This window comes from Bacteroides sp. M10 (assembly GCF_014334015.1).
GTDB classification, from domain to species: Bacteria; Bacteroidota; Bacteroidia; order Bacteroidales; family Bacteroidaceae; genus Bacteroides; species Bacteroides intestinigallinarum.
Window position 1 is genome coordinate 5521628 of the sequence record NZ_CP060488.1, and the last position, 25158, is coordinate 5546785.

The 25158-nt window shown below is 38.7% G+C and carries 12 protein-coding genes; 1 reads left to right on the top strand and 11 read right to left on the bottom strand.

Annotated elements, in window-relative coordinates; all coding sequences use genetic code 11:
- Window positions 1-19: 19 nt before the first annotated feature.
- The 10 genes from H8796_RS20430 to H8796_RS20475 form a co-directional block, all read right to left on the bottom strand.
- Entirely contained in the window at window positions 20-1546 is a 1527-nt protein-coding gene (locus H8796_RS20430) for a cellulase family glycosylhydrolase (protein WP_117935743.1), read from the bottom strand.
- Window positions 1543-3390, bottom strand: coding sequence for a sialate O-acetylesterase (locus H8796_RS20435; RefSeq protein WP_117935745.1), 1848 nt, complete (start codon window positions 3388-3390; stop codon window positions 1543-1545). The genes H8796_RS20430 and H8796_RS20435 overlap by 4 nt, the downstream gene beginning before the upstream one ends.
- An 8-nt stretch (window positions 3391-3398) precedes the next feature.
- Window positions 3399-5222, bottom strand: coding sequence for a cellulase family glycosylhydrolase (locus H8796_RS20440; RefSeq protein WP_008999716.1), 1824 nt, complete (start codon window positions 5220-5222; stop codon window positions 3399-3401).
- 12 nt (window positions 5223-5234) lie between these two features.
- Window positions 5235-6857: a SusD/RagB family nutrient-binding outer membrane lipoprotein gene (locus H8796_RS20445; protein WP_117935747.1), complete on the bottom strand. Its 1623-nt coding sequence runs from the start codon at window positions 6855-6857 to the stop codon at window positions 5235-5237.
- Between the two features lie 11 nt (window positions 6858-6868).
- Complete coding sequence (locus H8796_RS20450; protein ID WP_117935749.1) at window positions 6869-10081, bottom strand: SusC/RagA family TonB-linked outer membrane protein; 3213 nt, start codon at window positions 10079-10081, stop codon at window positions 6869-6871.
- Window positions 10082-10118: 37 nt separating this feature from the next.
- Window positions 10119-11936: a glycoside hydrolase family 2 protein gene (locus H8796_RS20455; RefSeq protein ID WP_117935751.1), complete on the bottom strand. Its 1818-nt coding sequence runs from the start codon at window positions 11934-11936 to the stop codon at window positions 10119-10121.
- 177 nt (window positions 11937-12113) lie between these two features.
- A complete protein-coding gene (locus H8796_RS20460) occupies window positions 12114-16079 on the bottom strand; it encodes a hybrid sensor histidine kinase/response regulator transcription factor (protein ID WP_117935853.1) in 3966 nt (1321 codons plus the stop codon).
- 715 nt (window positions 16080-16794) lie between these two features.
- Window positions 16795-17259, bottom strand: coding sequence for a hypothetical protein (locus H8796_RS20465; protein WP_117935753.1), 465 nt, complete (start codon window positions 17257-17259; stop codon window positions 16795-16797).
- A 138-nt stretch (window positions 17260-17397) separates the two neighbouring features.
- The gene (locus tag H8796_RS20470) at window positions 17398-19737 is read right to left on the bottom strand and encodes an LruC domain-containing protein (RefSeq protein ID WP_117935755.1); all 2340 of its coding nucleotides are present in this window, start codon (window positions 19735-19737) and stop codon (window positions 17398-17400) included.
- A gap of 360 nt (window positions 19738-20097) precedes the next feature.
- Window positions 20098-21957, bottom strand: a complete 1860-nt coding sequence (locus H8796_RS20475; RefSeq protein WP_117935757.1) for an SLC13 family permease — start codon at window positions 21955-21957, stop codon at window positions 20098-20100.
- Window positions 21958-22294: 337 nt separating this feature from the next.
- On the opposite strand from H8796_RS20475, the gene H8796_RS20480 reads away from it, so the two are divergent.
- Window positions 22295-23920 (top strand): ATP-binding protein, encoded by a 1626-nt coding sequence (locus H8796_RS20480; protein ID WP_117935855.1) that lies wholly within the window; start codon window positions 22295-22297, stop codon window positions 23918-23920.
- Window positions 23921-23996: 76 nt separating this feature from the next.
- Here the strand turns inward: H8796_RS20480 and H8796_RS20485 are convergent, their stop codons facing one another.
- Window positions 23997-25142, bottom strand: a complete 1146-nt coding sequence (locus H8796_RS20485) for an iron-containing alcohol dehydrogenase (protein ID WP_004300100.1) — start codon at window positions 25140-25142, stop codon at window positions 23997-23999.
- Window positions 25143-25158: the final 16 nt, after the last annotated feature.

Here is a 25158-nt window from a genome sequence, read left to right on the forward strand (position 1 = left end):
TTAATTAATTACCTTACTTCTAATCAGTGACTTCTTTAAACAGTTCAAATTTATCCAAAATAGGTCCTCCATTCATTCCCGGAGTAATACACAAGACACTTTGTCCTTTGGGTAAATTGATATAGATTTCTGTTTCTTCAAATTTATCATACCAGCCACCTGTATTCGGACAACGGATGACCTGACGTGAATTCCCTATTTGCAAATTAAGACCCACATCTTCTCCGCTCGTATAGCGTATCTTAAATAAGTACTCACCAGCATTTTCAGTAACGACATTAAAGATCAAACTACAATTACCAAAGAAATCCTTCACCACCTCACCATTTGAAGCATAAGGGTTGGCTATAATAGAAAGAGAGCTTCCAATCATTTCGCATTTCTCTGCCTCAATCAAACTTTTTTGTTCCCAATCCCTAATATCCTTACCTTGCAGAATAGCGAGAAGAACACCATCTTTTATGGTTTTATCCGTGTTACAAAAACCAAAAATAGATTTGTAATCCCAGCATGCATAAGCAACTTTCTTTTTCTGAAATATGGAGATTAAATCTCTATACCAATTATAACGTGAAGCATGGTTTCCAAACGGTAGACAGCCGAATTCTCCACAATATAATCTTACTCCATTATCTTTAGCCACTTTTAATGCCTGTTCTATTTCATGGGCAATGGTCCTTTTACTATACATTCTTCTATAAGGAGCAACAATCTTTTTCTCTTCATCAGACAATTTCTCAAAATCCTTTTCATTAATTAAATCACCCGGATATGTCAATGCCATATCAAGTTTGGCAAAGTCTGTCCACGACGCACGATAATGGGTCAATAGATAAGGCTCATAACAATGGAATGTCAACATGATATTACGATCACCCTTAGGTATCTGCAAATCTTTTATCGTATTAACACTATTATAAGAATTAGATCCTAATATAAGCATACGCTTGGATGCTACTTCCCGTAGCTCCTTTATCAGGCGCTTTGCCAGTTCATTCCAAACCCCATTTTCCGGAGCTACCGGCTCATTCAATAATTCATATGCCAGTAAACTCTCCGGATACTTTTCCAATTCCCTATTTATAAGCTTCCACAAATGAATAAACTTGTCCTGTTCAATGGGATCTGTCCATAGAGGCCTCTCATTGTTGCCAAAATGATGAGAACGAAGAATATGAAAATCAACAATTATCCGCATTTGAAACTCACGGCACCAACTAATTGCCTGATGTATCAATCCCATCGTTTCTGTATCTATATCCCCTGAAGAAGTAAATAACTGTTCTTCATCAACCGGCAAACGTAAATGATCAAATCCCATCTTTTTAAGAAAAGCTACTTCGTCCTTGCCAAACTTACTTTTCCGCAACTCACCCCTATCTTTACTTTGAGAAAGCCAGTGGCTAATATTCACTCCCCTCGTAATTTCGAAATTTGACTGTAGACTCTCCATCCGGACATTTCCCCATATTGTATGGTTAGTCCACATCACCGCAACTATAATTAATAATACTGTAACTCTCATTCGAACAATCTGATTCATCATTTTCTTTCTATCTTTACAACATTTACTTTATCCAGGTTAGGTCCTCCATTGGCTTCCGGAGTTATCACGATAGTATTTTCCCCTTTTAATAGTGTCACTGTCATTCCTGCACATTGTAACTTATTCCACCAACTACCGGATGCAGAGCAATTCAGATTCTGTTGTACTCCCCCATTTACTTGAATCCGGACGGCAGCATCCACCTCACTCATATAGTATACACTCAATTCATATAAGCCTTCCTCTTCTACCGCTAAATTCAAATTCAAACGTGCATCTCCATAAAAATTAGTAAGAAGTCGCTCGCCTGAAGCATACGGATTATCGCTCAAAGCCACTGATGTGCCACTTGAAGTTCCACTTTCGACCTCAACCATATAAGTCCCTCCGATATTGCTCTCACCCCTAAAAGGAATCAAGGGTAACCCCGCCTTGTTTCGCATATATCCCAACATAAAATTACGGAAACAATAACGGATATACTTAGGAGCAGCAACCTTATCTGAAGAAACTGTGACTACATCACCATCCCCAAATGATATATCCGATGCCGGATAGAAAACATAACATCCATCGACCAGTGTTTTTCCATCTGACAGCTCAAAATTTTGAAGCACACTATTCTTATCAATGTCCATCCAGCCACCACCTACATTTTTAAAAGTTAGTAGAACTCTACCATCCTCCATACACATTCCCTCAAAAGAAGGACTGGCGGAGATTATTTCACCATGCTCGTAAGTTTGGTTCAAAGCCAAATGTGCCAGACGCATACCTACTCCTTTTTTATTTGCCGGATGTATCTGATTCTCCTCTAATAATGCAACTAAATCATTTGTACAAACCATACCAGCCGGCATAATCTCTTTTTGAACTTCATATTGGACCTCACGCAAAAGAGCAGAAACAATTCCTGTGGCTCCATTATCTTCCGGCAAAGCATACGGTGCTATCTCGGCATAATAAAAAGGCATATTTTCACCCGTCCCCAAAGAGCCTTCCCACAATGAACGCCACGATTTTACCAACTCTTTCATATTCTTCTGATATTCATACCATTTCCAGACATTCGATTCTCCTTGATACCACAGAAATCCTTTAGCTGCATACTTATGACATGGATAAAGCATACCATTATATTTATCTCCACCGGGTAGCCATGATTCTATATCAGAACCACCCCAGGCAGCAACCACCAGTCCAACAGGAACATTCAACTTCTCCTGTAGCTCCAATGCAAAATAATAAGCAACAGCACTAAATCTTTTTACTTGTCCGGAAGAAGCAACCAGCCAGTCTCCTTTCAATTCATTTTGGGACACAGTTGCACTGTTACGTTCAACCGTCAACATACGAATTTCCGAATGTTTATCAGCATTTGTCACAGCCTCTTCCATATTATCTACAGGACATCCCTCCCAGCCTCCTAAAGGCATCTCCATATTCGACTGTCCGGAACATATCCAAACTTCCCCGATCAATATATTCCGTACGATTAATGGGGCGGAAGCACCATCATCAAACGAAAGAGTCTGCGTTTCAGGACCACCGGCAGGCGTCATAATAGACGCCTGCCATTGCCCTTTACCATCAACATTCACTACTATATCCTGCTTTATCCAAGAAGCTGATATTGTAACTGCACATTTAGGTGTAGCTTCTCCCCACAAAATTACTTTTGAGTTTTGCTGCAATACCATGTTATCACTAATCAAATGAGGCAGCTTTATTGAAGTAGGAGCCTTACTCACAGGGATATCATCATTAACAGATGTCTCCGAATCTCCACACCCATAAGCGAAGCCAGCTATCCATAGAAAAAACAGAAATATATATTTTGCCATATACCTACTTACTTCTTTATTTTACAAACCTCAAATTTATCAAGGATAGGACTTCCCGTTGGTTCCGGAGTGAAAGATATTGTGTTTTTACCAGCCGAAAGATTTACGACAGTCTTTGCATCTGTAAATTCACTCCACCAACCTCCGGAGTTCGGACAAGGTATCATTTGCTTCACTCCGCCATTCACTTGGGAGTAAATCCACACGTCAGTACCACAAACATAACGAATCTTCAAATAATAAACTCCCGCCTCTTCAACAGTCACATCAAATTTTAAATTAGAATCTCCCCAAAAATGATTCACATGTTTTCCTCCTGAAGCCGCAGTGTTGTCTTCTATAATCATAGTGCCTCCGCCTTTTTCACAATCCTCTGCCTCAACAGTATAGATGGTAGTCAGTTCCGCTCCTTCTCTCCCTAACAATATATCGACTAAAGTGGCATCCTTCAATCCTCCGTCAGGAGTACAGAAACCAAAGATCGCATTGTATTCCCATGCACCATACGAAATCTCGGTCTCATTAAAAATAGAAACTAAATCACGATACCACGCATAACGTGAAGTCAGATTAGAATAAGGCAGGCAACCAAATTCACCACAATACAATTTCACTCCCTTTGCCCGAGCAGCCGTAACAGCCACATTGATGTTATTCAAAATAGATTCACGGGTATATTCCTGTTTATAGGGACGCACAATCTCCTGTTGATCGGCAGGAAGATTATTGAAATCTTCATCTCTGACCAAAAGTCCCGGATAATTCAACGGTAAATTAAGATTGGCAAAGTCTGTCCAACTAGCATGATAGTGAGTCAACAAGTAAGGCTCATAATAATGGAAAGTCAACATTATATTTTTATCTTCACTTGGTATCTGCAAATCACTTATTGTAGACACGCTATTCCACAAGTTAGAACCAATTATCAACATTCTTGCCGGGGCAACTTCACGCAATTCTGTTATCAGGCGATTCACTAACGTATTCCAAATATCACTGCTGGGAGCTACAGGTTCATTCAGTAACTCATACGCTAACATATCATCAGGATATTGTTGAAGCTTGTCATGAATTGTTTTCCACATCCGTACAAACTTATCCTGCTCTTCCTTACTAGTCCATAGAGGTTTATTATCCGCTTCATAATTATGAGACCGCAGTATATGAAAATCAAAAATTAATCTCATATTATACAATTGGCACCAATCTGCAGTTTTATATATCAGATTCAAAGTTTCTTCATCGACTTCACCTGATTCTGTAAACAACTGCTCTTCATCCACCGGTAACCGCAAATGGTCAAATCCCTGTTGACTTAAAAATATAGCATCGGTTTCCTTAAACTTATTCTTCCTTTCTTCTCCTCTTGCACTACTTTGTGAGAGCCAATTACCAATATTCACTCCTTTGTGAATTTCAAAACCAGAAAACTCTCCGCCAGTACCCGTTGAATATACATTAAGATTCACTTCCCGAGTGGTTTCATAGCTGGTAGTACTTACAACCAACTTCAAATGATAAATTCCCGGAGTCTCATTACTGTATTTAAATTCATCTCCGGTTCCCTCTTGTACTCCATCCACATACCATACAGCTTCTGCATATTCAAAAGGAGTATAAATAGCCTTTATCGTAATTGTCTCCCCCTGCTTTACATTGAGCTTTCCCAATTCCCCATTTTCACCTTTCATCGGTAATGTAGGGCTTGTCGCAATGATGCGAGGATAATTATCTGCCGAAATAGATTCTTCTGCCGCATCATCATTGCACGCGGCTATTAGTACATAAATACTAATAAAGAATATTGATTTTATAATATTCCATGTTTTCATAATCATAGTATTTTATTCTTTGTCCCACCAAATTCTACAATTCCAGTTATCTTCTCCTCCCATTCTTCCGACTGCTTCATAATATCCGGTCGGATTATAAGTCTGCTCAAATAACGGGTACTTCAATCTTCTGGGAATAGTACGGGAGTCTTTGACTGCTGCGCCATATTCTGTTGAAGGTTTCAATACAGGATATCCCGAACGTCTCCAGTTAGAATAAGCTTCTGACGGATTAATCAAATGTAAAATCCATAATTGCTCATTGATAAACTGTAATTGTCCATCTTTATCTGATGGTAGCGGATTCCGGGACAGATAACTGGCCATTTCCGTATTGGAGACTTCTTCTCCCAGATCAAAGTTTTTCAGTAATCCCATGGCCGCCTTTACTCCATTTGAATAATGAGTCTCTACTGTTTTACTGTCATTGATGGCCGGCCAGCGTAGTTTTGCTTCTGCCAGTAAAAGTTCAGTTTCTGCATAACTCATAAAGATGGCCGGAGAATCTCCCTTTATAAATCCCTTGTTCAGTTGTGGACGACATTCCTTTCCGTAATACGTATCTCCATCCATAAATCCAGCAGGCCAATTATCCCACCAGTAGAATCCCGGTTTTATTGCTTCTATTGATTCCAGTTGCTTCGGAGCCTTCTCTATAATAAAGTCCGTCAAATCTGTTCTTAAAAATGGATCTGTTGAATCTTCGGCATAACATCTTCCTAAAATCAACAGACGGGGATCATTGGTCGTTTTTAACTTATCCCACATCGTAGTACAGAAATAACACATAGGAGCATTCTCCCGGCTACGCCACAACTGCGCCAAGCCATTACGCCTGAACTCCGTTTCGTCCCAATCCAATAAATCCATATAATGAATTAATGCATCATCTCCAACTCCCAAAAGACCCGATTCAATATTACAAATAGCAGTCACCCATTCTTCTGCAAGCTCCGGAGCTACTTTAACCAATCTCATGGCAATACGAAAGTTTAAAGTATTGGCAAATTTTCTCCACTTCTTTAGATCACCACTATAAATTATATCACCGATCAGTTTATCAGCTTTTTCATCCAGTTGCTCCTCCGCTTCCAGAAGTTCTTTATGCATGTCTTTATAAATCAGTTCCTGCTCATCAAACTTTGGGGTAACATTTCCTGTTATATACCCCTGCTCTGCCTCAAAATATGGAATATCACCATACATATCAGTCAGGATAAGAAAAAAGTAGCATTTCAGAATCCTGGCCACCGCATTTATATTTTTCTGTTCAACATCTGCCTCCGTTCTCCAAAGAATATCCGCCAGATTTTTCAGATGACAAGTATAAATACGCTCCCATGGTTGTTGAAACTGTGCATCATCAATCAGGTATTCGCCACCAAAATGCGTTGCCGACCAGTCACCTTGCAGTTGTTGAACAAAACCTGAATAATAATAGGCAAACGGTTGTTCCATCAGCCAATCACCACCCATACATAATTGTATGTAGGATAACTGTGAGTTCGGATCGATAGTCGTAGCCACTACTGGATTTTTATTAAAATCCTCATAGTCTATGCAACTACTAAATCCCATCAAAAGGACACTTAACAGCAAAGAGTGCATCCACTTTATATTCAATATTCTTTTCATAGTCGGACAATTTAAAATTTAATATTCACATTCAATCCAAAACTTCTTCTGGAAGGTAACGAACCATATTCCAAACCTATAGCAGAAGTATTATAATTTGAGTCCGGATCAATATTCGGTACATTCTTATAGATAATAAAAGGATTTCGCGCAACAAATGAAACACTTAACGACTCAACATAACGCTCTATCAACTTTTTGGGAAAGGTATATCCGAACGTTAACTCACGCATCTTGACGTAACTATTATCATAGATAAAAGGCGAAGCTGTCTTATCACAGATATATCCCCAATAATCGTATGGAGCAATCGCTTTGGTATTTTTCACCCAAGATACATTGCCTGCGGCATCCACTTGCTTAACAACTCCTTCTGCAACATACCCACCGGTAGATTGCCAGTTTCCTTCAGCAACTCCAGCTTCCAAACGCTGTTCTTCCGATTTATGCCATTCGTCACGTCCCCTTACAGTATATGCTGCTTTACCTGATTTGGCCAAGCCACGCGCTGTCATAGAATAAATATCTGCTCCTACTTTAATATCAAAAATTGCCGATAAAGTAAATTGCTTATATCTGAAAGTAGTCGTTAGTCCCCCTGTCCAGTCCCAGGTTGCTTTCCCTAACTTTTTCATATCACTGGTTATTTCAGGCAAACCGGAATCAGCATTGATAATCACGTCTCCCTGTTCATTTCTCAAGAAGTCCTGTCCCATAATTACTCCGTATTCTTCTCCCGGAACAGCCAGTACTTTTACTCCCAGCCAACGGGCAGCTGCCAATTCCAGACTCTCGATTCCTGTTGACAAGGACTTCACTTTGTTACTATTCTTCGAAAAGTTAAAATTAAAATCCCAAGAAAAATCTTTCGTTTGAACCGGTGTCGTATTCAATGCAATCTCTACTCCCGAATTTTCTATTTCCCCTGCATTTATCAGTTTGGTACCATAACCTGATGTTACTGATGTGGCAACATTCATAATCTGGTTATCACTGTTTTGTTTATAGTAAGTAAAATCCAGTCCGATCCGGTTATTCAGAAACTTCAAATCCACTCCAATCTCAAAAGAATTGGTTTTGGATGGTTTCAAATCTTTATTAGGAATAGTACCCGTACTAATATATCCCGTAGAATAATTACCAAAGGTTTTATCCGTCATAATGTAGTTCAAATCCAACATGAAAGGGTCTGCATCACTACCGACTTGTGCCCAGGAAGCTCTTAATTTACCAAATGAAAGAATCGGATTCGGCTTAATCAATTCTGAAAACAAGAAGCTTCCACCAACTGAAGGATAAAAATAAACGTTATTGTTTACCGGCAGTGTGGACGACTGATCCCGTCTTAACGTCACATCTGCATACAATAAATCTTTCCAGGAAAGGTTTACCATTCCAAATAACGAATTAATCTCTTTACGCCAGCTACCTTCAGTAATCTCTTTTTGCAGGAAACTTTGCAGAGCCACCGTCTCACGCATTGACATATTTTTAGCTGTTATGGTATGCGACTTATTATCTACGTGATACACATTCCCTCCTAATGTAATTCCATAATTGAAGCGTTTGAAGCTATTTTGATAATTAGCTATAAACTCCACATTATAAGACTTATTTTCAAAAGTACTTTTTTGTAATTGTCCCAATAAAGTACTAGGGGTAGAATATGGAATATAATCCATAAATGAGAAGTTCACGTTCTCACCACCACCGGTCAATTTGAAATACAGATTCTTATTTACACTATATTTAAATGAAGCGACTGCAAAATACTGGTCTTTCTGTGTCGTATTTTTCATTGCATATTGCACCCAATAGGGGTTGATATTCCAGACATCTCCTCGGTTCCAGTCGTAGTAGGTTCCATCCGAATGCATATAATTATCCTTCAACCATACCTGATCAAAGTTTCCTGCCAGGTTCATCAGATTGTTAGCTACATTCGTTCTTGAGTCTGCTAATGCCGGACGGTTCTTTACATATTCATTTACGTAATTGACTTTGAAATCAACTTCCAGTTTCTCTGCAAGCTTAAAGAATGTTCTTAAATCAATCGTATTCCTGCTTATCTTGGCATTAGGCATAATATCCTTATTAGTCAGATTCGTATACGACAATCTTATGCTATTGTTCTCTTTGGCAGAACTTAGAATCAAAGAATTTGTGGCTGTAACACCTGTGTTAAAGAATCCCTTTATATTGTCTTTCCTGTATATAAAAGGACGAGTCACTCCGTCGAAATACTTAAAAGCAATTCCTTCATCGTATCTGGGTCCCCAACTGGCACAAGCCGATTTTGCATCATCATCATTCAGATTAATTCTTCCATCCCATCCCTGGCCAAATTCTGTCTGAACATCATCATATTCTGTAAGTTGCTTTTCAAAAGTAACGGTTGAGTTTACCTCCACTCCTATCGCCCTGCGATTCTGATTCTTTTGTGCCTTCTTGGTCGTTATAAGAATAACTCCATGTGCAGCACGACTACCGTACAAAGCAGAAGCAGCAGGACCTTTCAACACAGACATGGATTCAATATCATCGGGATTGATGGACGAGATTCCATCTCCCAAATCATATCCTCCATAAGCACCGGCCGAACCGAAATTAGAATTATCCAACGGTACGCCATCTACTACATAAAGAGGTTGGTTGCTACCAGTTAAAGAAGTATTACCTCTAATAATTACTCTCGTACTTCCGGCAGGACCACCAGCCGTTTGAGAAATGACCAATCCCGGAATCTTACCGGCCAATGCGTTTATAACATTGGTCTCTTTCGCTTTTTCGAGTTCTTTTCCTTTCACGTCACTGACGGCATATCCCAAAGCTTTCCTGTCACGTTTAATACCTAAAGCAGTCACTACCACTTCATCAAGTCCGGCAGTTTCCTCTTTCAATACAATATCATAGGTACGCTGTGAATTGATTTTCAGTTCTTGTTCTCTATAGCCGATATAACTTATAATGAGAACACCACCGGGAGGCAGCACGATCTCAAAATTACCATTAACATCGGTTACCGTACCATGTGTCGCATTCTTAATTTTCACAGTCGCCCCTATCAGTGCCTCTCCTTTCTCATCAGAGACTTTTCCTTTAATCTTCCAATATTGCTGTTGCTGGGAACTACCCGTGTTTTCCAGAGTAGTATTTGCATAACTTCCTTCAGACCAAAGAAAAGCCAGCAAGGCACAAGCCATTAAAAATCTTAATTTTTTCATATCGTATTAAATTTATAAGAGTTATTCTATTCTATCACTAACGTAATGCATTACATATCTTCTCATTAATTTTCCGTAAGCGTTCTTCATCAAGCTTTACAACCTTACGGTCATAAGTCAGTAAGCCATTTATTTCAATCTCAACATCAGAGGTTTGTGTGTAAACAGCAGCAGAAAAACCTCTCGGAATAAGTTTATACAGCATATCCGCATATTTCTGATATTCGTCAGTAGCCTCTTGAGAAGAATTGAATTGGACGTATCCCCAATTCTTATCCGGTTCCCACAGATGTTCTTTACAGATCATACCAATTCCACCGAACTCTCCTAAAACATTTGCTCTTTGGGCATCATAAAGATACATTTCAGGAGCCGGATAATTATGTAAGTCAAGCATGTCCCCACATGTATAATGGTTGCCGCCACTTGCCGGATTTACTAAACGAGACGGATCATATTGTTTGGTCCAAGCTGCAATCTCCGGTGTTTTAAACTGTCCCCAAGCCTCATTAAACGGAACCCAGACACCAATACAAGGATAAGAATATAAGTAATCAATGACTTCTTTCCATTCCTTACGATAAACCGCTTCCGATTCTGGAGAACGTTTAAAATCAATACCATCAAAATAAGTCCGGTTCTGCCATTCATAATTACGATCACCACTTGGCATATCCTGCCATACAACAATCCCTAACTGGTCGCAATGTGTATACCATCGGGCCGGTTCCACTTTGATGTGTTTACGAATCATGTTAAAGCCAAAGTCTTTTGTCTTTTGAACATCATAACGCAAAGCCGCATCACTGGGAGCTGTATAGAGTCCGTCAGGCCACCACCCCTGATCCAAAGGACCAAATTGAAATAAATCCTGATTATTCAGCTGCAACCGTACTATGCCATCCTTATCCCGTCGGGTTGAATATTTCCGCATGGCAACGTAGCCATTCACTTTATCCACTATCTTGCCATTGTTCTCCAAAGTCACCTCTGTTTTATAAAGAAAAGGAGATTGAGGTGACCATAGTTTAGCATTTTCGGGCATTGGCAGTTCTATTGCCTGTTTGTTTACGGCCAGCCCTTCGGTAACCAATTGTTCACCATCAAAAACTTTCACTCTTACCCGGTCGGTAAAGTTCTCACTAGTAGTAACGGTCACATTGATCCGGCGTAGATCAATATCAGGCGTAGTACGCACGTTTGTGATGTGACATACAGGCACAGGCTCCAACCAAACAGTCTGCCAAATACCTGTAACTGGAGTGTACCAAACACCTTCCGGACGTTCTACTTGCTTTCCACGTGGTTGTACTCCTTTATCTGTCGGATCCCAGACACGAACAGTCAGTTTATTTCCTCCCTTTTTCAAGGCGGAAGATATATTAAATGAGAAAGGAGTGTATCCACCTGTATGTTCTCCTACTTTCATGTCATTTACCCACACATCGGTTTTCCAATCTACAGCTCCAAAATGAAGAAGAACATTCATACCATTCCATTTCTCGGGTACATTAAATACACGGTTATACCATACTTCCTTTTCACCTCCCACTCTTTTCCCCACTCCGGACAGCGAAGATTCAACGGCAAAAGGAACTAATATCTTACCATCGTATACAGCAGGAGCTTCCATTCCTTTAGGAACAATAGCATAATCCCAACAACCGTTCAGGTTCATCCATTGGGTACGCTCCATGATGGGACGCGGATATTCCGGTAATACATTATTCGGGTCTATCTGCTCTCCCCATTGAGTTTTTATTTTATCGCCAGCCGGCGACCATTGCGCAAATGCCGCAACATTAAAAATCAATATAAATAAGAATAAAAAAATAGGCCGGATGAAGTTCTTCATAAATTGCTTCGTTTAAAGTTAATAATAGATTTGATACTTTGTTCACGTATCCAAAAGTAGCCACTACCCTCTAAATTCAGTAGAATTATTGAAGCTATTCATATAACAATCGAATCAAATGAAGATTTTGATTCGATAATTGCCTATGTAGAAAAGATAATTGCAGTGAAAGGTTGGTTACATCTCTACAAAATCCTTTGGAAGTACTCCAAATTGTTTTTGGAAGCACTTTGCAAAATAAGAAGGAGTACTAAAACCAACAGCATAGCAGACTTCATTTATCTTATAAGATTTATCTTTGAGAAGTACAGCCGCCTTCTTTAGGCGCTCTACCCGGATATAATCATTGGGAGTCATATCAAGTATTCCTCTAATTTTCCGGTTCAAACTCGAACGGCTCATATTCAGCAACTGTGCCATACTATCCAGATTAAAATCCGGATCTTGCAAATTATCATAAACAATCTTATTCAGTTCTTCCAGAAAAATCTTATCGGCGTTCGTCTGTGCCATCGTTGCAGTAAATACAAAAGGAGAATGACAGAATGCCTGCCTTAGCTTCTCTCGGTTACAAAGTAAACTTTCAATGGTAGCTATCAAATATTCTACCGAGAAGGGCTTCTCAATATATGCATCTGCCGCCAGTTTCAATCCCTCAATCTTTGATTCAAGATTTGTTTTAGCCGTCAACAGCACTATAGGGATATGACTATATGTAAGGTCTGTCTTCAATCGATGACATAATTCCATCCCGTCCATCCGAGGCATCATAACATCACTGATTAATAAATCAATATTTGCATCTTCCAATATTTCAAGAGCCTCCACCCCATCTTTTGCTTTCAGAACACTATAAGCCGAAGATAATTGTTTGGCTATGAATGTCAACATATCCTGATTGTCTTCTACCACCAGAATAACAGGGAGATGAGTTCCTTTTTCCTGCTCTTCCGCCATCGGATTTTCAATGCCTGATATCTTATCTTCCTTTTCTGATACATTTTCTTGCAGTTCTTGCACCTCCTCTACATGAGTGACCGGAATTTCCAGTACAAAACAATTGACTCCTTGCATATCCTCAAGGTACACGGTTCCATGATGCAACTCTGCCAAAGAACGTGCCAAGGCAAGGCCAAGGCCTGTACCGGAAGCATATTCTTCGTTATTCTGAACCTGAACAAAAGGTTGAAAGATTTCCTCCCTCATATTAACAGGAATAACAGACCCGTCATTACATACTTTTATTATAAAGCTGCCTGTTGCCTCATTATATTTTACTGTTATAGTTATATAGGTAGCTGCATATTTTACTGCATTACTCAACAAATTACTTATAATTTTAATCAATGCTTCGCGATCGACGGCTGCAGAAATATCTTCCTCCGGCAGATCAATAGAAAGCTTTATATTTTTCTGTCGCGCCAGAGATGTAAAACGAATATAGACTCCAGATACTATTTCCTGAATATTACACTCTGATAAAATTAGTGTGAAACTATTATTGGCCGTTTTGCGGAAGTCGAGTAATTGATTGATAAGATTCAATAAGCGATCCGAATTTTGCCTCATAATAACCAGATCCTCCCGTACGTCATCCGCCAGAGGCTTATCTTTCAAAATACACTCCAAAGGACCTTTGATTAACGTCAGCGGAGTTCGTATTTCATGTGCTACATTCGTAAAAAAGTTTATCTTGGCAGAATAAAGCTCACGTTCTTTCCTTTGCTCAAACTTCTCCATCTGCCTCATGTGCTTGCGAACCATACGACGTTTGGAATATCGTATAATAAAATAAAAAATGCACAATGATAAAAGAACATAAACAGCATAAGCCCATCCCGTCAAATAAAATGGCGGACGAATATAAATATGTAATTTTAAAGGTGCATCATTCCAGATTCCATCACTATTCACTCCTTTCGCATAAAGGGTATATGAGCCATAAGGCAAATTAGAATAACTGATTAATGATCCTCTTGCTTCATACCACTCTTTATCAAATCCTTCCAACTTATATAATAGTTTATTCTGATCCAAAGTAGAATATCCCAGTGTTGCAAAGCGAAATGAGAAGGAGTTTTGAGATGCGGTCAGTTCTATAGAATCTGACACCGTTATACTCTGTTTCAAAGGTGAATCTTTGGCATTCGGCACTACTTCTTTATTGAATATCATAAAATCCGTAATCACCAGAGGAGATACATAATCATTATCAATAAAAGTAGATGGATCAAAAGATATAAGCCCTGCAATACAACCAAAATAGATTCTTCCATCCACCGTTTGATGACTTGAACGATAATTAAATTGATTGCTCAATAGTCCATCGGCAATAGTAAAGTTTTTAATGACTTTTGTTTCCGGCTGAAAACGAACCAACCCTTTATTAGTAGTCAGCCAGAAAATGCCCCGCTTATCTTCTACAATCTGATGAACAACATCACTTGGTAATCCGATAGAATTCGAATCATAGTGTTCGAAAGTCCCGGAATCTGAAACTAACCGGCAGAATCCGCCACCTTCGGTAGTAAACCATAACTGGTGACGGCTATCCTCGAATATACTCAAAACTTTATCATAAGGTAAACTCAATGAGTCATTTTCCTTATGATAGAAATGAATACACTTTCGTTTCTCTGTTTCCAACTTATACACACCATTAAAAGTTGCCAGCCAAAGGTGTCCTTTTAAATCTTCATGCAAATCATAGATCAAAGTCGGTGGAACTGATTCAACTCGCGAAAAGCGGTCATTCTCATTATGATATTCAAATAGTCCGTCAGCAGTTCCCAAATATATTTTGCCGGACGCCGTACGTCGAATCACAAAAATATCATTGGAACTCAATCCGCAGGAATCTTTTTTCCGGTAAGTTTTCACTGTATTTGTCTGCAAATTGATTCGATTAAGTCCTCCTGAAAACGTACCTACCCATAAAAAGCCATTCTCCAGACATAATCCATGGACATTATGGTAAATAGATTGATGATGGAATGGATTCAATTCCTTCGTCACGGGATTATAATGAAACAAGCCCTTATCCTCCGTACCGATCCATAAATTTCCTTTTTCATCTTCCACGATTTCACGAACACGTTCACCTAATTCTTCCATCCCTTTATGAGGATATATTTTCTCAAAGAACGTATATTGTTTAGGATAATAGTTTATTCCTCCAAAATAAGACCCAATCCACATTCCTCCTTCTTTATCTTTATATAAAGAATAGACAACATTATCCGATAATGCATAGGAAGTTCCCACCAAACTTTGGATATGGGTTATAGCACCATTCTTGATATTATAAGTATAAATACCGGATTCTGTACCAATCCATAACTCGTTTTCAGAGTAAAGTGCTATTTCCCGTACATAAATATCATCTCCTTTATCGTCTACAGATAGTAAAGTGCGGACTTGCCGGGTTGCCAGGTTGATCTCTTTCAATCCTTTAGTCAAACCGACATATAACAGATTTTCTTCCCCTTTAATTATTTTATTGACTACTTCATTCTTAAAGGGCTGGGTACCATCTTGAGCAGCAAAAGGATATACCGTATTGAAATCATCAAGAGTAAAATATAGATTGTCTGCATAAAAAGCTCCCCAACAAGTCCCTTGGTCGAACAAAAAGTTTTTCATACCGGCCCATGGTATTTTCAACTGTACCATTTTTTGTTGTTGTGGATGAAAGCAAAAAAATCCATCGGCAGAAGATATATAAATACACCCTTTATTCTCACCAATCATATATACAGAACGATTGATACCTAAACCATCAGCAGTTTTTACATCAAAAAAATATGAGTTTTCCCTGGAAATAGAATAGATATAAACTCCGGTATCGGTACCTATCCAAATAGATCCCTCCTTATCTTCATAGAGTGCAGTAACACAATTATTCCCCAGCATACCGTTAGCCTTGCAATATACTTGAAAAGAAGTACCATCAAAGCGATTTAATCCGTCCTTGGTACCAAACCACATAAAGCCAAGATGATCTTGCAGAATAGCATATATACTATTTTGCGATAAACCATCGTTGATGTTCCATGAACGAAAATAATACTGATTACTAGTCATTAAATTAGCGAATAGCAATACCGGATAACTAATTAATACTAATAACAAAAGTCTTTTCATAATATTAGACATTTAAAAATAAGCCTCCATCGCATGGCGAAATCACTCTGCATAGTTAATCCCTCACCTTTACAAATATACAAAATATTAGTAACCGACGACTATTTCACTATTATTTCCTATTAAATAATTGGAGAACTCCTTTCCTTTTTTACAAAAAGTCACTACTGACACTTTGTAATTCTTACTCTATCAGGAATCGTTTCTTTCCACCCTTTATCTGGAAAGAATATTTTTCTGTCACTACAGAAGTGTTTTTCCAAGTCATTATTCCAGGATCAAGCGTAACATATCAACATTATGATATATTATTTAGCCTTTATACAACCAAATCATCATCATTTACATTCATGAGACCTCTTTTTGTTCTTTTCTATTTGCTATTACCAAAGATAAAAATAGAGAAATCAAAGGAAAGAAAGTAGAAAATACCAACATTTTTTATAGCATAGCGACACTATCCTAATGGTTTACTTACTTTATCCATAGCTTTTGGTTACACTATCCGCAGCTTTTGCTTACTTTATCCTTATGTTTTTCACAAATATAACGGTGCTTTTTATGCAAGTATGCAGCGTTTTTGTAAAAAACAAGCATAATTTTTCAGTAATTCAAGGGTGTTTTCTTGCTAACAGAGGAAAATTATAAAACATACGAGATAGTGAATTTCTCAATTACATATACAAATATCAGGATAATCAGTTTTTTAGTAACTTTATGTTGAAAGCCAGCCCATCCCGATCAATACCCAGAGTTCCAATATACAAAGCGGAAACCACATTGCACATGCCAGCCACACCGGAATTCCTTTACACCATTCACTACGGCGATAATGAATCATAAGGGCAGAACGGCGTTGGGTTCGATAACGTAACATGCAAAATACGACCGGTGGGATAATACAAAGAAAGAACAGACCAATGATATGCCAACCATCTGTACGTGATACTATTGAAACTGAAGAAAGGTACATACACAATGGCAGGATAATGCAAAAACTCCAATATGAAAAGAGTACAATCATTCCGCTCGTTCTTGCTCCTTTTCCTTTCTCACTCCATTTCTCGCCACAATAATACATATAATCGAAGAAGTAATAATGGTACTTCTTTGGATGCAACTTTTTCTGTTGACGTTCAAAATAGTTTAGTGGCTTTTTCTTAGGAGGGTAATATTTCATGTCCGTTCTATGTACAGTTTATATGATGTATATGATGTAAAAAAAGACGATTAATATCGGGAAAATCCTTCGTATTAATCGTCTTTCTATATTCAGTAGAATTTATTATAGCAACTGATCTTTTATAAAATCAATGACTTAATACTTCATTACCTTATTACTGCTTACAGTATTATACCAGTCAGTATTTGTACTCTGATCGTGCGCCCAGTCGGCGAATTTAGAATATGCATTCGTTATCACTGTTGTCTCTGTAGGATAAGCAAACTTTTCAGGTACACAAAGAGCCCATGTATTATTAACGGCTTTGATTACCTCAAGCACTTCCTTATCAGCCAATTGACCATTCGCTGTAGCCGAATTAAATTGATTCAGATGAATTTCTGTTCTCTTTTGAGCTCCCCCCTGATATGCAATAAAGAAGTCTAAGCCATCTGTCACACTAGGGATGGATATTGCATTCTTGAGTTTTATGTTCACTTCAAGAGTATATATGTCTGTAAGAGGAGTACTAGCATTCCCCGTATTCAACATAGGACGTTGTGATCCAGTATATCCATATACATAATGTGCATCTCCAAATAAAGGAATCACAAGTTCATTACCGTTCGTTTCATAAGATGCATTTTCAAATATACCAGAATTTAATGAGTTGGTACGTTGGGTAGCACCTGCACCAAAACTTACCTCTTCCACATTACTTTTATCGATTCCTTGTATTCTTAATCCAGCACCTAATTGCTTCACAGCACCAACCGCACGCAGGTCGACTGTATATTTCAATTCTTTCACATCATTTCCAGCAGCAGGCAATTTGACATTCAACACAATATCATTGAAATCATAGTCTCCCGCTTGCGGATAATTGTCTTCAAAGGCATAAGAATAAACTGCATTTCGAATCTCTACATCATCCGGATTTTCATCAGAATTGTATCCTTCTTTGATACATTCACCGTCAGCAGGAAGTATAAAATCAGCCTTACCCGGATTGCAATAGGTAGCGCCTTGCTGCAATCCTTTATTTACTAGCCATGCAAAAGGAGACCAGTCATAGTGCGCTTCACCTTTATATGTCTGATCTGTTATTTCACAAATGATATTATTTGTTACTTTAGAATTAGATTGAGCCAAACCACTAAGATTAGCAATCTCATTAATTCTCAATAAAGCAGTACCCACAGTTGGACCGGTAACAGTTCTATATAAGCTAGCCTTACCTGTACAAGTCAACATGGATTGCGCCTCCATTACAATGTCGTTGTCATTACCATTATAACCAAGCTCCTCGCAAATAGCTTCGGAAGTATTCCCCATAACAAGTGTGCCAAATTGGAATTTACCGGTTTTCAAATAACAACCATTTTTTATATGGGTATTATTATTACCATCAATAGTTACAGCCTCAATCGTTCCATGATTTGTCAGTGTTGTACCAGCTGTAGAAGCTCTGTAAGAATTCAATTTAAGTGTTCCATAATTCATAAAATCAACTCCACTTCCACCTCCATCAATCTTCAATAAATCACAATCAATTATACCTGCGTTATAATTGGTAAATCCGGCCGAACTATTTGTCATATAGATAGTTCCTTTCCCCATAATACTTCCACCTGGCATTACAGTTATATAAGAAGCCTGCGTCAATATCAAAGTCGCATTTTCAGCTATCTTTATTATTCCACCATTCTCAACTATAATCTCTGTGATATTATCAAATTGATTACTATTCTCAATCATCCACGTACTTCCTTGTGGAACAATTATTTTGATAGCTTCAGCTCCACCACTGGTTCCAGAAGTTTTTAATCCAGCTTTAAAAATTCCACTCGGAATCTTAAACCAACGTATTTTTTCTTTGAATACAGGTAATTTAGCATATTCAAACCATCCGGGACCTGCACTAAGGTCCCAACCAGCCTCAACCGGAGTAGCATCCTCCTTTTTAGCACTAATAAAATCAGCCGTATAAGGAGCTTTCATAGTCGGTATACCAGTCGTTACAGCTCGCGACATAGAACGCGTAGATACATCCGCATATCCAAGACGTGCTGTCACTTCTCCATTTTCAATGGCCACCGGCTGCACCATATAATGTTCATGCTCGTCTACACGCGCTACAAACACTTTATTCAAGGCAGTTGCACAATCAAAAACCACAGTAAGTGTTGTTCCTTGAGTTGCATCTTCTTCCGCTAAAATTTTTGCCGTACTTTCCGAACTTAATGGATCGGCATCGAATATCCGTATCTTGTAGTTTACTCCCTCATAGCCACTAACTAAGATATGCGCAGTTACACTCCGGGAGAGTGTCCAATCACCGTCAGGATCAATATTTTTTACAGGAAAGGTTTCTTCGTAAATTTGTTTTAATTGATCTGCATCAAACAGATTTTTCTCATTATCAACACAGCTGATAAAGCTGATGGAGGACGCCAACAACGAAAAAGTGAAGACTTTTGCAATGTTCTGTTTCATAATCTTTGAATGCTTAAGTTTGCTTTATTTGCACAAAATACAAATCACCACTAATCAACAATCAGTAATGAACACACAAAGATAGTTGTATTTATAGATAAAAGACAGTTAAAGTTGTATTTTTCGATACATAGTTAACATCTTTTAAAAGATGAAAATCTAATTATTTCCGTTGAAAGATAGGTGGCTACATCATTGAATATAAAAAACTTAGAAATATAAACATTGCAGTATGCAGCAAAAAACAAAGAGTTGCATATTCTATGCAACTCTCAATTAAACGACAAAGATTCAGTACTACAGAGCACTACAAAATCCCGAGTTCTTTCATTTCCCTATTGAAAGGATAAAAACTAATAATTAAAAGGGGAAAATCAAAGGCAAAACAAAAATCATCACAATCCCCATAATAATCTGCAATGGTAATCCTACTTTTACATAATCCATAAAAGTATATTGACCGGCAGGCATCACCAGGGCGTTAGGCGGTGTAGAGAATGGAGAAGCGAAACACATACTTGCACCTACCGTCACAGCAAACAAGAAGGGAACCGGACTTACTCCGATCTGTATGGCACTTTGCAGAGCAATCGGTGCGAGTAAGACAGCCGTAGCTGTATTGCTGATAAACATCGTCATCAACGAAGTCGTAAAGTAAATACCTGCCATCAACGCAACAGGTCCGTATGATCCCAAGCCGTTAACCAGCGTATTGGAAATGTATTCCGAAGCTCCCGTTTTCTCCAATGCCAGAGACATAGGAAGCATAGCTGCAATCAATACAATACTCTCCCAGTTGATCGTTTTATAAGCTGCTTCTACATTACGGAAACATCCGGTTAATACCATCAATATACCCGCTATCATAACAGCCGTAACCGGAGCAACCGGAATAAAATCGAATACCATCATTACTACCATTAATACCATAATAGCAGCCGCTACCGGAGCTTTATAATCTAATGTAACTTTAGCCGCTTCCGCCAAAGGTTGTCCCAAAACAACCCAATCTGAATCTTCCTTGCTAAGACGAGCTATATTATTCCACGTTCCCTGAACCAGAAGCACATCACCACTATGAATCCGCTCATTTCCCAAATCCTGCAACAAGTATTCCTTTTTACGACGGATTCCTAATACGTTCACATTAAACTTATCACGAAAACCGGCTTCCTTAATTGTTTGGTTTATCAAATTAGAAGCTGGCATCAACACTATTTCAGCAATACCGATGTCATAAAAATCCAGAGAGTTAGCTGCGCTTTGAGTTTCTTCCGTTGCATGGTCACCTAGAATCTCTAGCAGGAAATCTTCTGCAAAAAGTTGTACCTTATCAAATTCTCCTGTCACATACAAAATATCCTCGGCCTGCAACATCGTGTCCGGTGCAGCAAACTTCTGGGTAATCGTTTTCAGAAAACGATGTTGCGATGCATCACCACGACGCACTTCCATGATATTCAAACCATATTTGCGACGAATATCCAAGTCAATAATCGTCTTGCCCAAAAGCCGGGAATCTTTTATTACCTGCAAACGAAACAGATTGCTGGAAAGCCCATATTCATTTACCAACTGTTTCAGTGACTTACCCGAACGTTTATTATCATCTTTCTGGCCTTTTTTAGAAAGAAACCATTTGCTAAGTGGCATCAATACCAACGTACCGACAATCACACAGACAATGCCGACAGGCAGGAAAGAAAAGAAGGAAAGCGGTTCAAGTCCGGCAGAAGTCAACGTATTTTGTATCACAAGGTTCGGCGGAGTACCGATTAAAGTCATCATACCTCCCATACTACTTGCAAAAGCCAACGGCATCAACAGCCTGCTCGGATTCATACCGGCACTCATTGCCAGACTGACAACAATAGGAAGCATCAGTGCCACCGTTCCTGTGTTACTGACAAACGCACCAATGGCCGAAGTCACCAACATCACCAACAGAAATAACCGGATCTCACTGGTTCCCGCAAGTTTAAGAATACGGGAACTAATCATCTTTGCCAATCCCGTTTGAAAGATAGCCCCTCCCACTACAAACAATCCGATCATCATAATGACTACCGAATTGGAAAAACCGGAAAGTGCTTCATCAGGAGTTAATATCTGAAAAATAAGTAAGGCTATCAGTGCACACAGTGCCACAATATCCGAACGAACCTTGCCGTTCACGAAAAAGACAGCCGAAAGAACGAGAATAATAATGGTTATTAGCATACGTAATTAAATGATTGTTTTATTTTGACTCTATCAAAACTTATTTAGGTGAACAAAAATAGAAAATACTCCAGCGTTATTAAAACAAATTAGAAATGATTTTAGTTCATGAGACATCATTTAATATTTTAATACATTTTCTCTCTGAAAAAAGACTCGAAATCAAACAGAATATGATACTATACAAGAACTAAAGGATACCATATACCCACTATTTCTTCATCACATATAATTACAGCCTCACAATATAATATTGAAAGGCAATATATTTATGTATTATTTTTTGAAAGTTAAAGAACAATTCATATCTTTACACCTCATTTATATCAAACATTTTATGGCAAACAATATTTTGTTAAATTATTGGATTAACGAAGCTCATTGGGGTTATAATTATTTACTGGTAATTATTCTGCTCCTTGTCATCAGCATCTTACTATATAGAATCCGTAAATTGCAAAAAACGATTAAAAAGACCAATCATTCCTACCGTTTCTCCTTTGATATTCTCGATAACCTTCCTTTTCCTATCTTTGTAAAAGATATAACAAACGATTTCCGATACTATTACTGGAATAAAGAATCAGCCGCTCAATCCGGCATTAGCAGTGAAGAAGCCATCGGACATACTGATTATGAGATTTACGGAGAAGAAAGAGGTGAAAAATACCGGCATATCGACAAAGAACTCATACAAGAAGGTAAAGTATATCGCAAGGAAGAAAAATACACCACTCCCGATGGAATCACCCATGATACTATTGCTGTTAAATCTATTATTTCATGGGAAGGAGAAAAGAAATGGCTGTTGGCAACCCGGTGGGATATCACACAACTCAAGAATTATGAAAGAGAATTAGTTGCCGCCAAGGAAGAACTGGAGAAAGCATTGAAGAAGCAAAAACTAGCTCTAAAAAGTATCGACTTCGGCCTTATCTATATTGATAAAAATTACCGGGTACAATGGGAGGAAACAAGACAAATAGCCAGCCTGGTAAAAGGCAGACGATACATACCGGGAAAAATTTGCTATCAGACCAGTGCACTTCGTAATGAACCGTGTGGACAATGTGCTTTCAAGAAAGCTATCGAACAGGGCAAAATTATCCGGCATACCATCAGAGTAGACGATGTAGATTTTGAAGTGACTGCAACACCTGTATTCGGTGACGAAAAGGAAACTGAAATTATTGGAGGATTACTTCGTTTTGAAAACATCACTGAAAAATTAAAGATGGACAAAATGCTGCAGGAAGCAAAGGAAAAAGCCGAAGAATCCAATCGGCTCAAATCTGCCTTTCTCGCTAATATGAGCCATGAAATACGAACCCCGCTAAATGCAATTGTAGGATTTTCCGAAATGGTTTGCCAAACGGAGGAAGAGGAAGAGAGAAAAGAATTTGTAAAAATCATCTCCAGCAACAATATCTTATTATTGCAACTGATAGACGACATCCTCGATCTTTCTAAAATTGAAGCCGGTACTATGGAATTCACATTTGCACAGACTGATATCAATGAATTGATGGAAGGTATTTGCAGACAAATGCAAGAAAAGAATTCTTCCCCAGACGTTCAAATCTTATTCACAGAGAAAGCAGATCAATGCATGATGTATACCGACCGCATACGTCTATCACAGGTTATCATCAACTTTACAAATAATGCTTTGAAATTCACCCCTAAAGGTTCTATCGAAATGGGATACCGGATTGAAGAAGCCAAAGATGAAATATACTTTTATGTAAAAGATACAGGTATCGGAATTCCTGCTGACAAGATAGATAAAGTGTTTGAACGCTTCGTCAAACTGAACTCCTTTATTAAAGGAACAGGACTCGGACTAGCCATCTGCCGTGTCATAGTAGAAAGACTGGGCGGGGTTATCGGAGTGGAATCTAAAGAAGGAGAAGGCTCTCGCTTCTGGTTCAGAATTCCAAGGTCAGAGAAAATTGAGAAATAATAAAAAGAAAAGAGGATATGGTGAAAAGTATGTTCCAATATCCTCTTTATCCTATATTCTTAATGTAAGAGTATGCTTAAAGTGCAGTCTCTAATATCCTGCGGGCAACAGCACCCGTTACATTTCCATTCTCTCCATATTTAGCACCACGTTCATTGAATCGGCGTTCGATTTCCAGAATAGTATCCTGTCCGATGTTCTCTTCATGCAAACGTGTAGTCAGCCCAAGCGAACGGAAGAACTCTTCGGTATGACAAATCGCTTCATCAATCCGTTCTTCTCGCGTACCGGAAGTTATTCCCCAGACTCTTTCACCATACTGCAAAAGTTTATCTCCTTTTTCTTCATGAAGCACCTGTAAAGTGGCAGGAAGAACAATGGCTAACGTATGACCATGTGTCAATCCGTGCAAAGCAGTAATTTCATGGCCAATCATGTGAGTTGCCCAGTCTTGCGACACTCCCATAGCAATAAATCCATTCAATGCCATTGTAGCCGAAAGCATAAAATCAGCCATCAGTTGATAATCATGCTGGTTTTCACGGATTTTCGGAGCTATTTCTACCAAAGTTTGTAAAATGCCTTCCGCCCAACGATCCATAATGCGGCTCTGCCCGGGAGTAGTCATATATTGCTCCATCACATGAACAAAGGTATCAGCCAAACCACAGGCCACCTGATGAGGAGGCAAGGTAAAGGTTACTTCCGGGTCAAGAATAGAGAAGATTGGATAGTTGGCATAAAAAGGATATTTCTCTTTTGTTTCACGACGGGAAATAACTGCCCCGTTATTCATCTCCGAACCGGTAGCGGGCAAAGTCAATACAGTGGCAAGAGGTACAGTATGAGTGACTGGTCGTCCGGCAAGTACTAAATCCCAGGCATCACCATCATACAGGATTCCTGCGGAAATCAATTTCGTACCGTCAATAACGGAACCGCCACCAACAGCCAGCAGATAATCTACTTTCTCTTCTTTTCCCAAAGCAATAGCTTTACGGAGAGTTTCAATGGCAGGATTGGGTTCGATTCCCCAGAATTCTACTGTAAAATGATTCTTCAATGCTTCCTTTACCTGATCGTACACTCCGTTTTTCTTCACGCTTCCGCCGCCAAAAGTAATCATAATACGCTTGTCGGACGGTATTTCTTTAGCCAGCCGGGCAATCATCCCTTTTCCCATTATCAGTTTCACGGGATTTTGAAAAATAAAATTTTCCATATCTTAGTCTATTGTT

Excerpts from the sequence above, each read along its gene's own strand:
- H8796_RS20430 (WP_117935743.1), bottom strand. The coding sequence starts at position 1,546 with ATGATGAATCAGATTGTTCGAATGAGAGTTACAGTATTATTAATTATA.
- H8796_RS20435 (WP_117935745.1), bottom strand. The coding sequence starts at position 3,390 with ATGGCAAAATATATATTTCTGTTTTTTCTATGGATAGCTGGCTTCGCT.
- H8796_RS20440 (WP_008999716.1), bottom strand. The coding sequence starts at position 5,222 with ATGAAAACATGGAATATTATAAAATCAATATTCTTTATTAGTATTTAT.
- H8796_RS20445 (WP_117935747.1), bottom strand. The coding sequence starts at position 6,857 with ATGAAAAGAATATTGAATATAAAGTGGATGCACTCTTTGCTGTTAAGT.
- H8796_RS20450 (WP_117935749.1), bottom strand. The coding sequence starts at position 10,081 with ATGAAAAAATTAAGATTTTTAATGGCTTGTGCCTTGCTGGCTTTTCTT.
- H8796_RS20455 (WP_117935751.1), bottom strand. The coding sequence starts at position 11,936 with ATGAAGAACTTCATCCGGCCTATTTTTTTATTCTTATTTATATTGATT.
- H8796_RS20460 (WP_117935853.1), bottom strand. The coding sequence starts at position 16,079 with ATGAAAAGACTTTTGTTATTAGTATTAATTAGTTATCCGGTATTGCTA.
- H8796_RS20465 (WP_117935753.1), bottom strand. The coding sequence starts at position 17,259 with ATGAAATATTACCCTCCTAAGAAAAAGCCACTAAACTATTTTGAACGT.
- H8796_RS20470 (WP_117935755.1), bottom strand. The coding sequence starts at position 19,737 with ATGAAACAGAACATTGCAAAAGTCTTCACTTTTTCGTTGTTGGCGTCC.
- H8796_RS20475 (WP_117935757.1), bottom strand. The coding sequence starts at position 21,957 with ATGCTAATAACCATTATTATTCTCGTTCTTTCGGCTGTCTTTTTCGTG.
- H8796_RS20480 (WP_117935855.1), top strand. The coding sequence starts at position 22,295 with ATGGCAAACAATATTTTGTTAAATTATTGGATTAACGAAGCTCATTGG.
- H8796_RS20485 (WP_004300100.1), bottom strand. The coding sequence starts at position 25,142 with ATGGAAAATTTTATTTTTCAAAATCCCGTGAAACTGATAATGGGAAAA.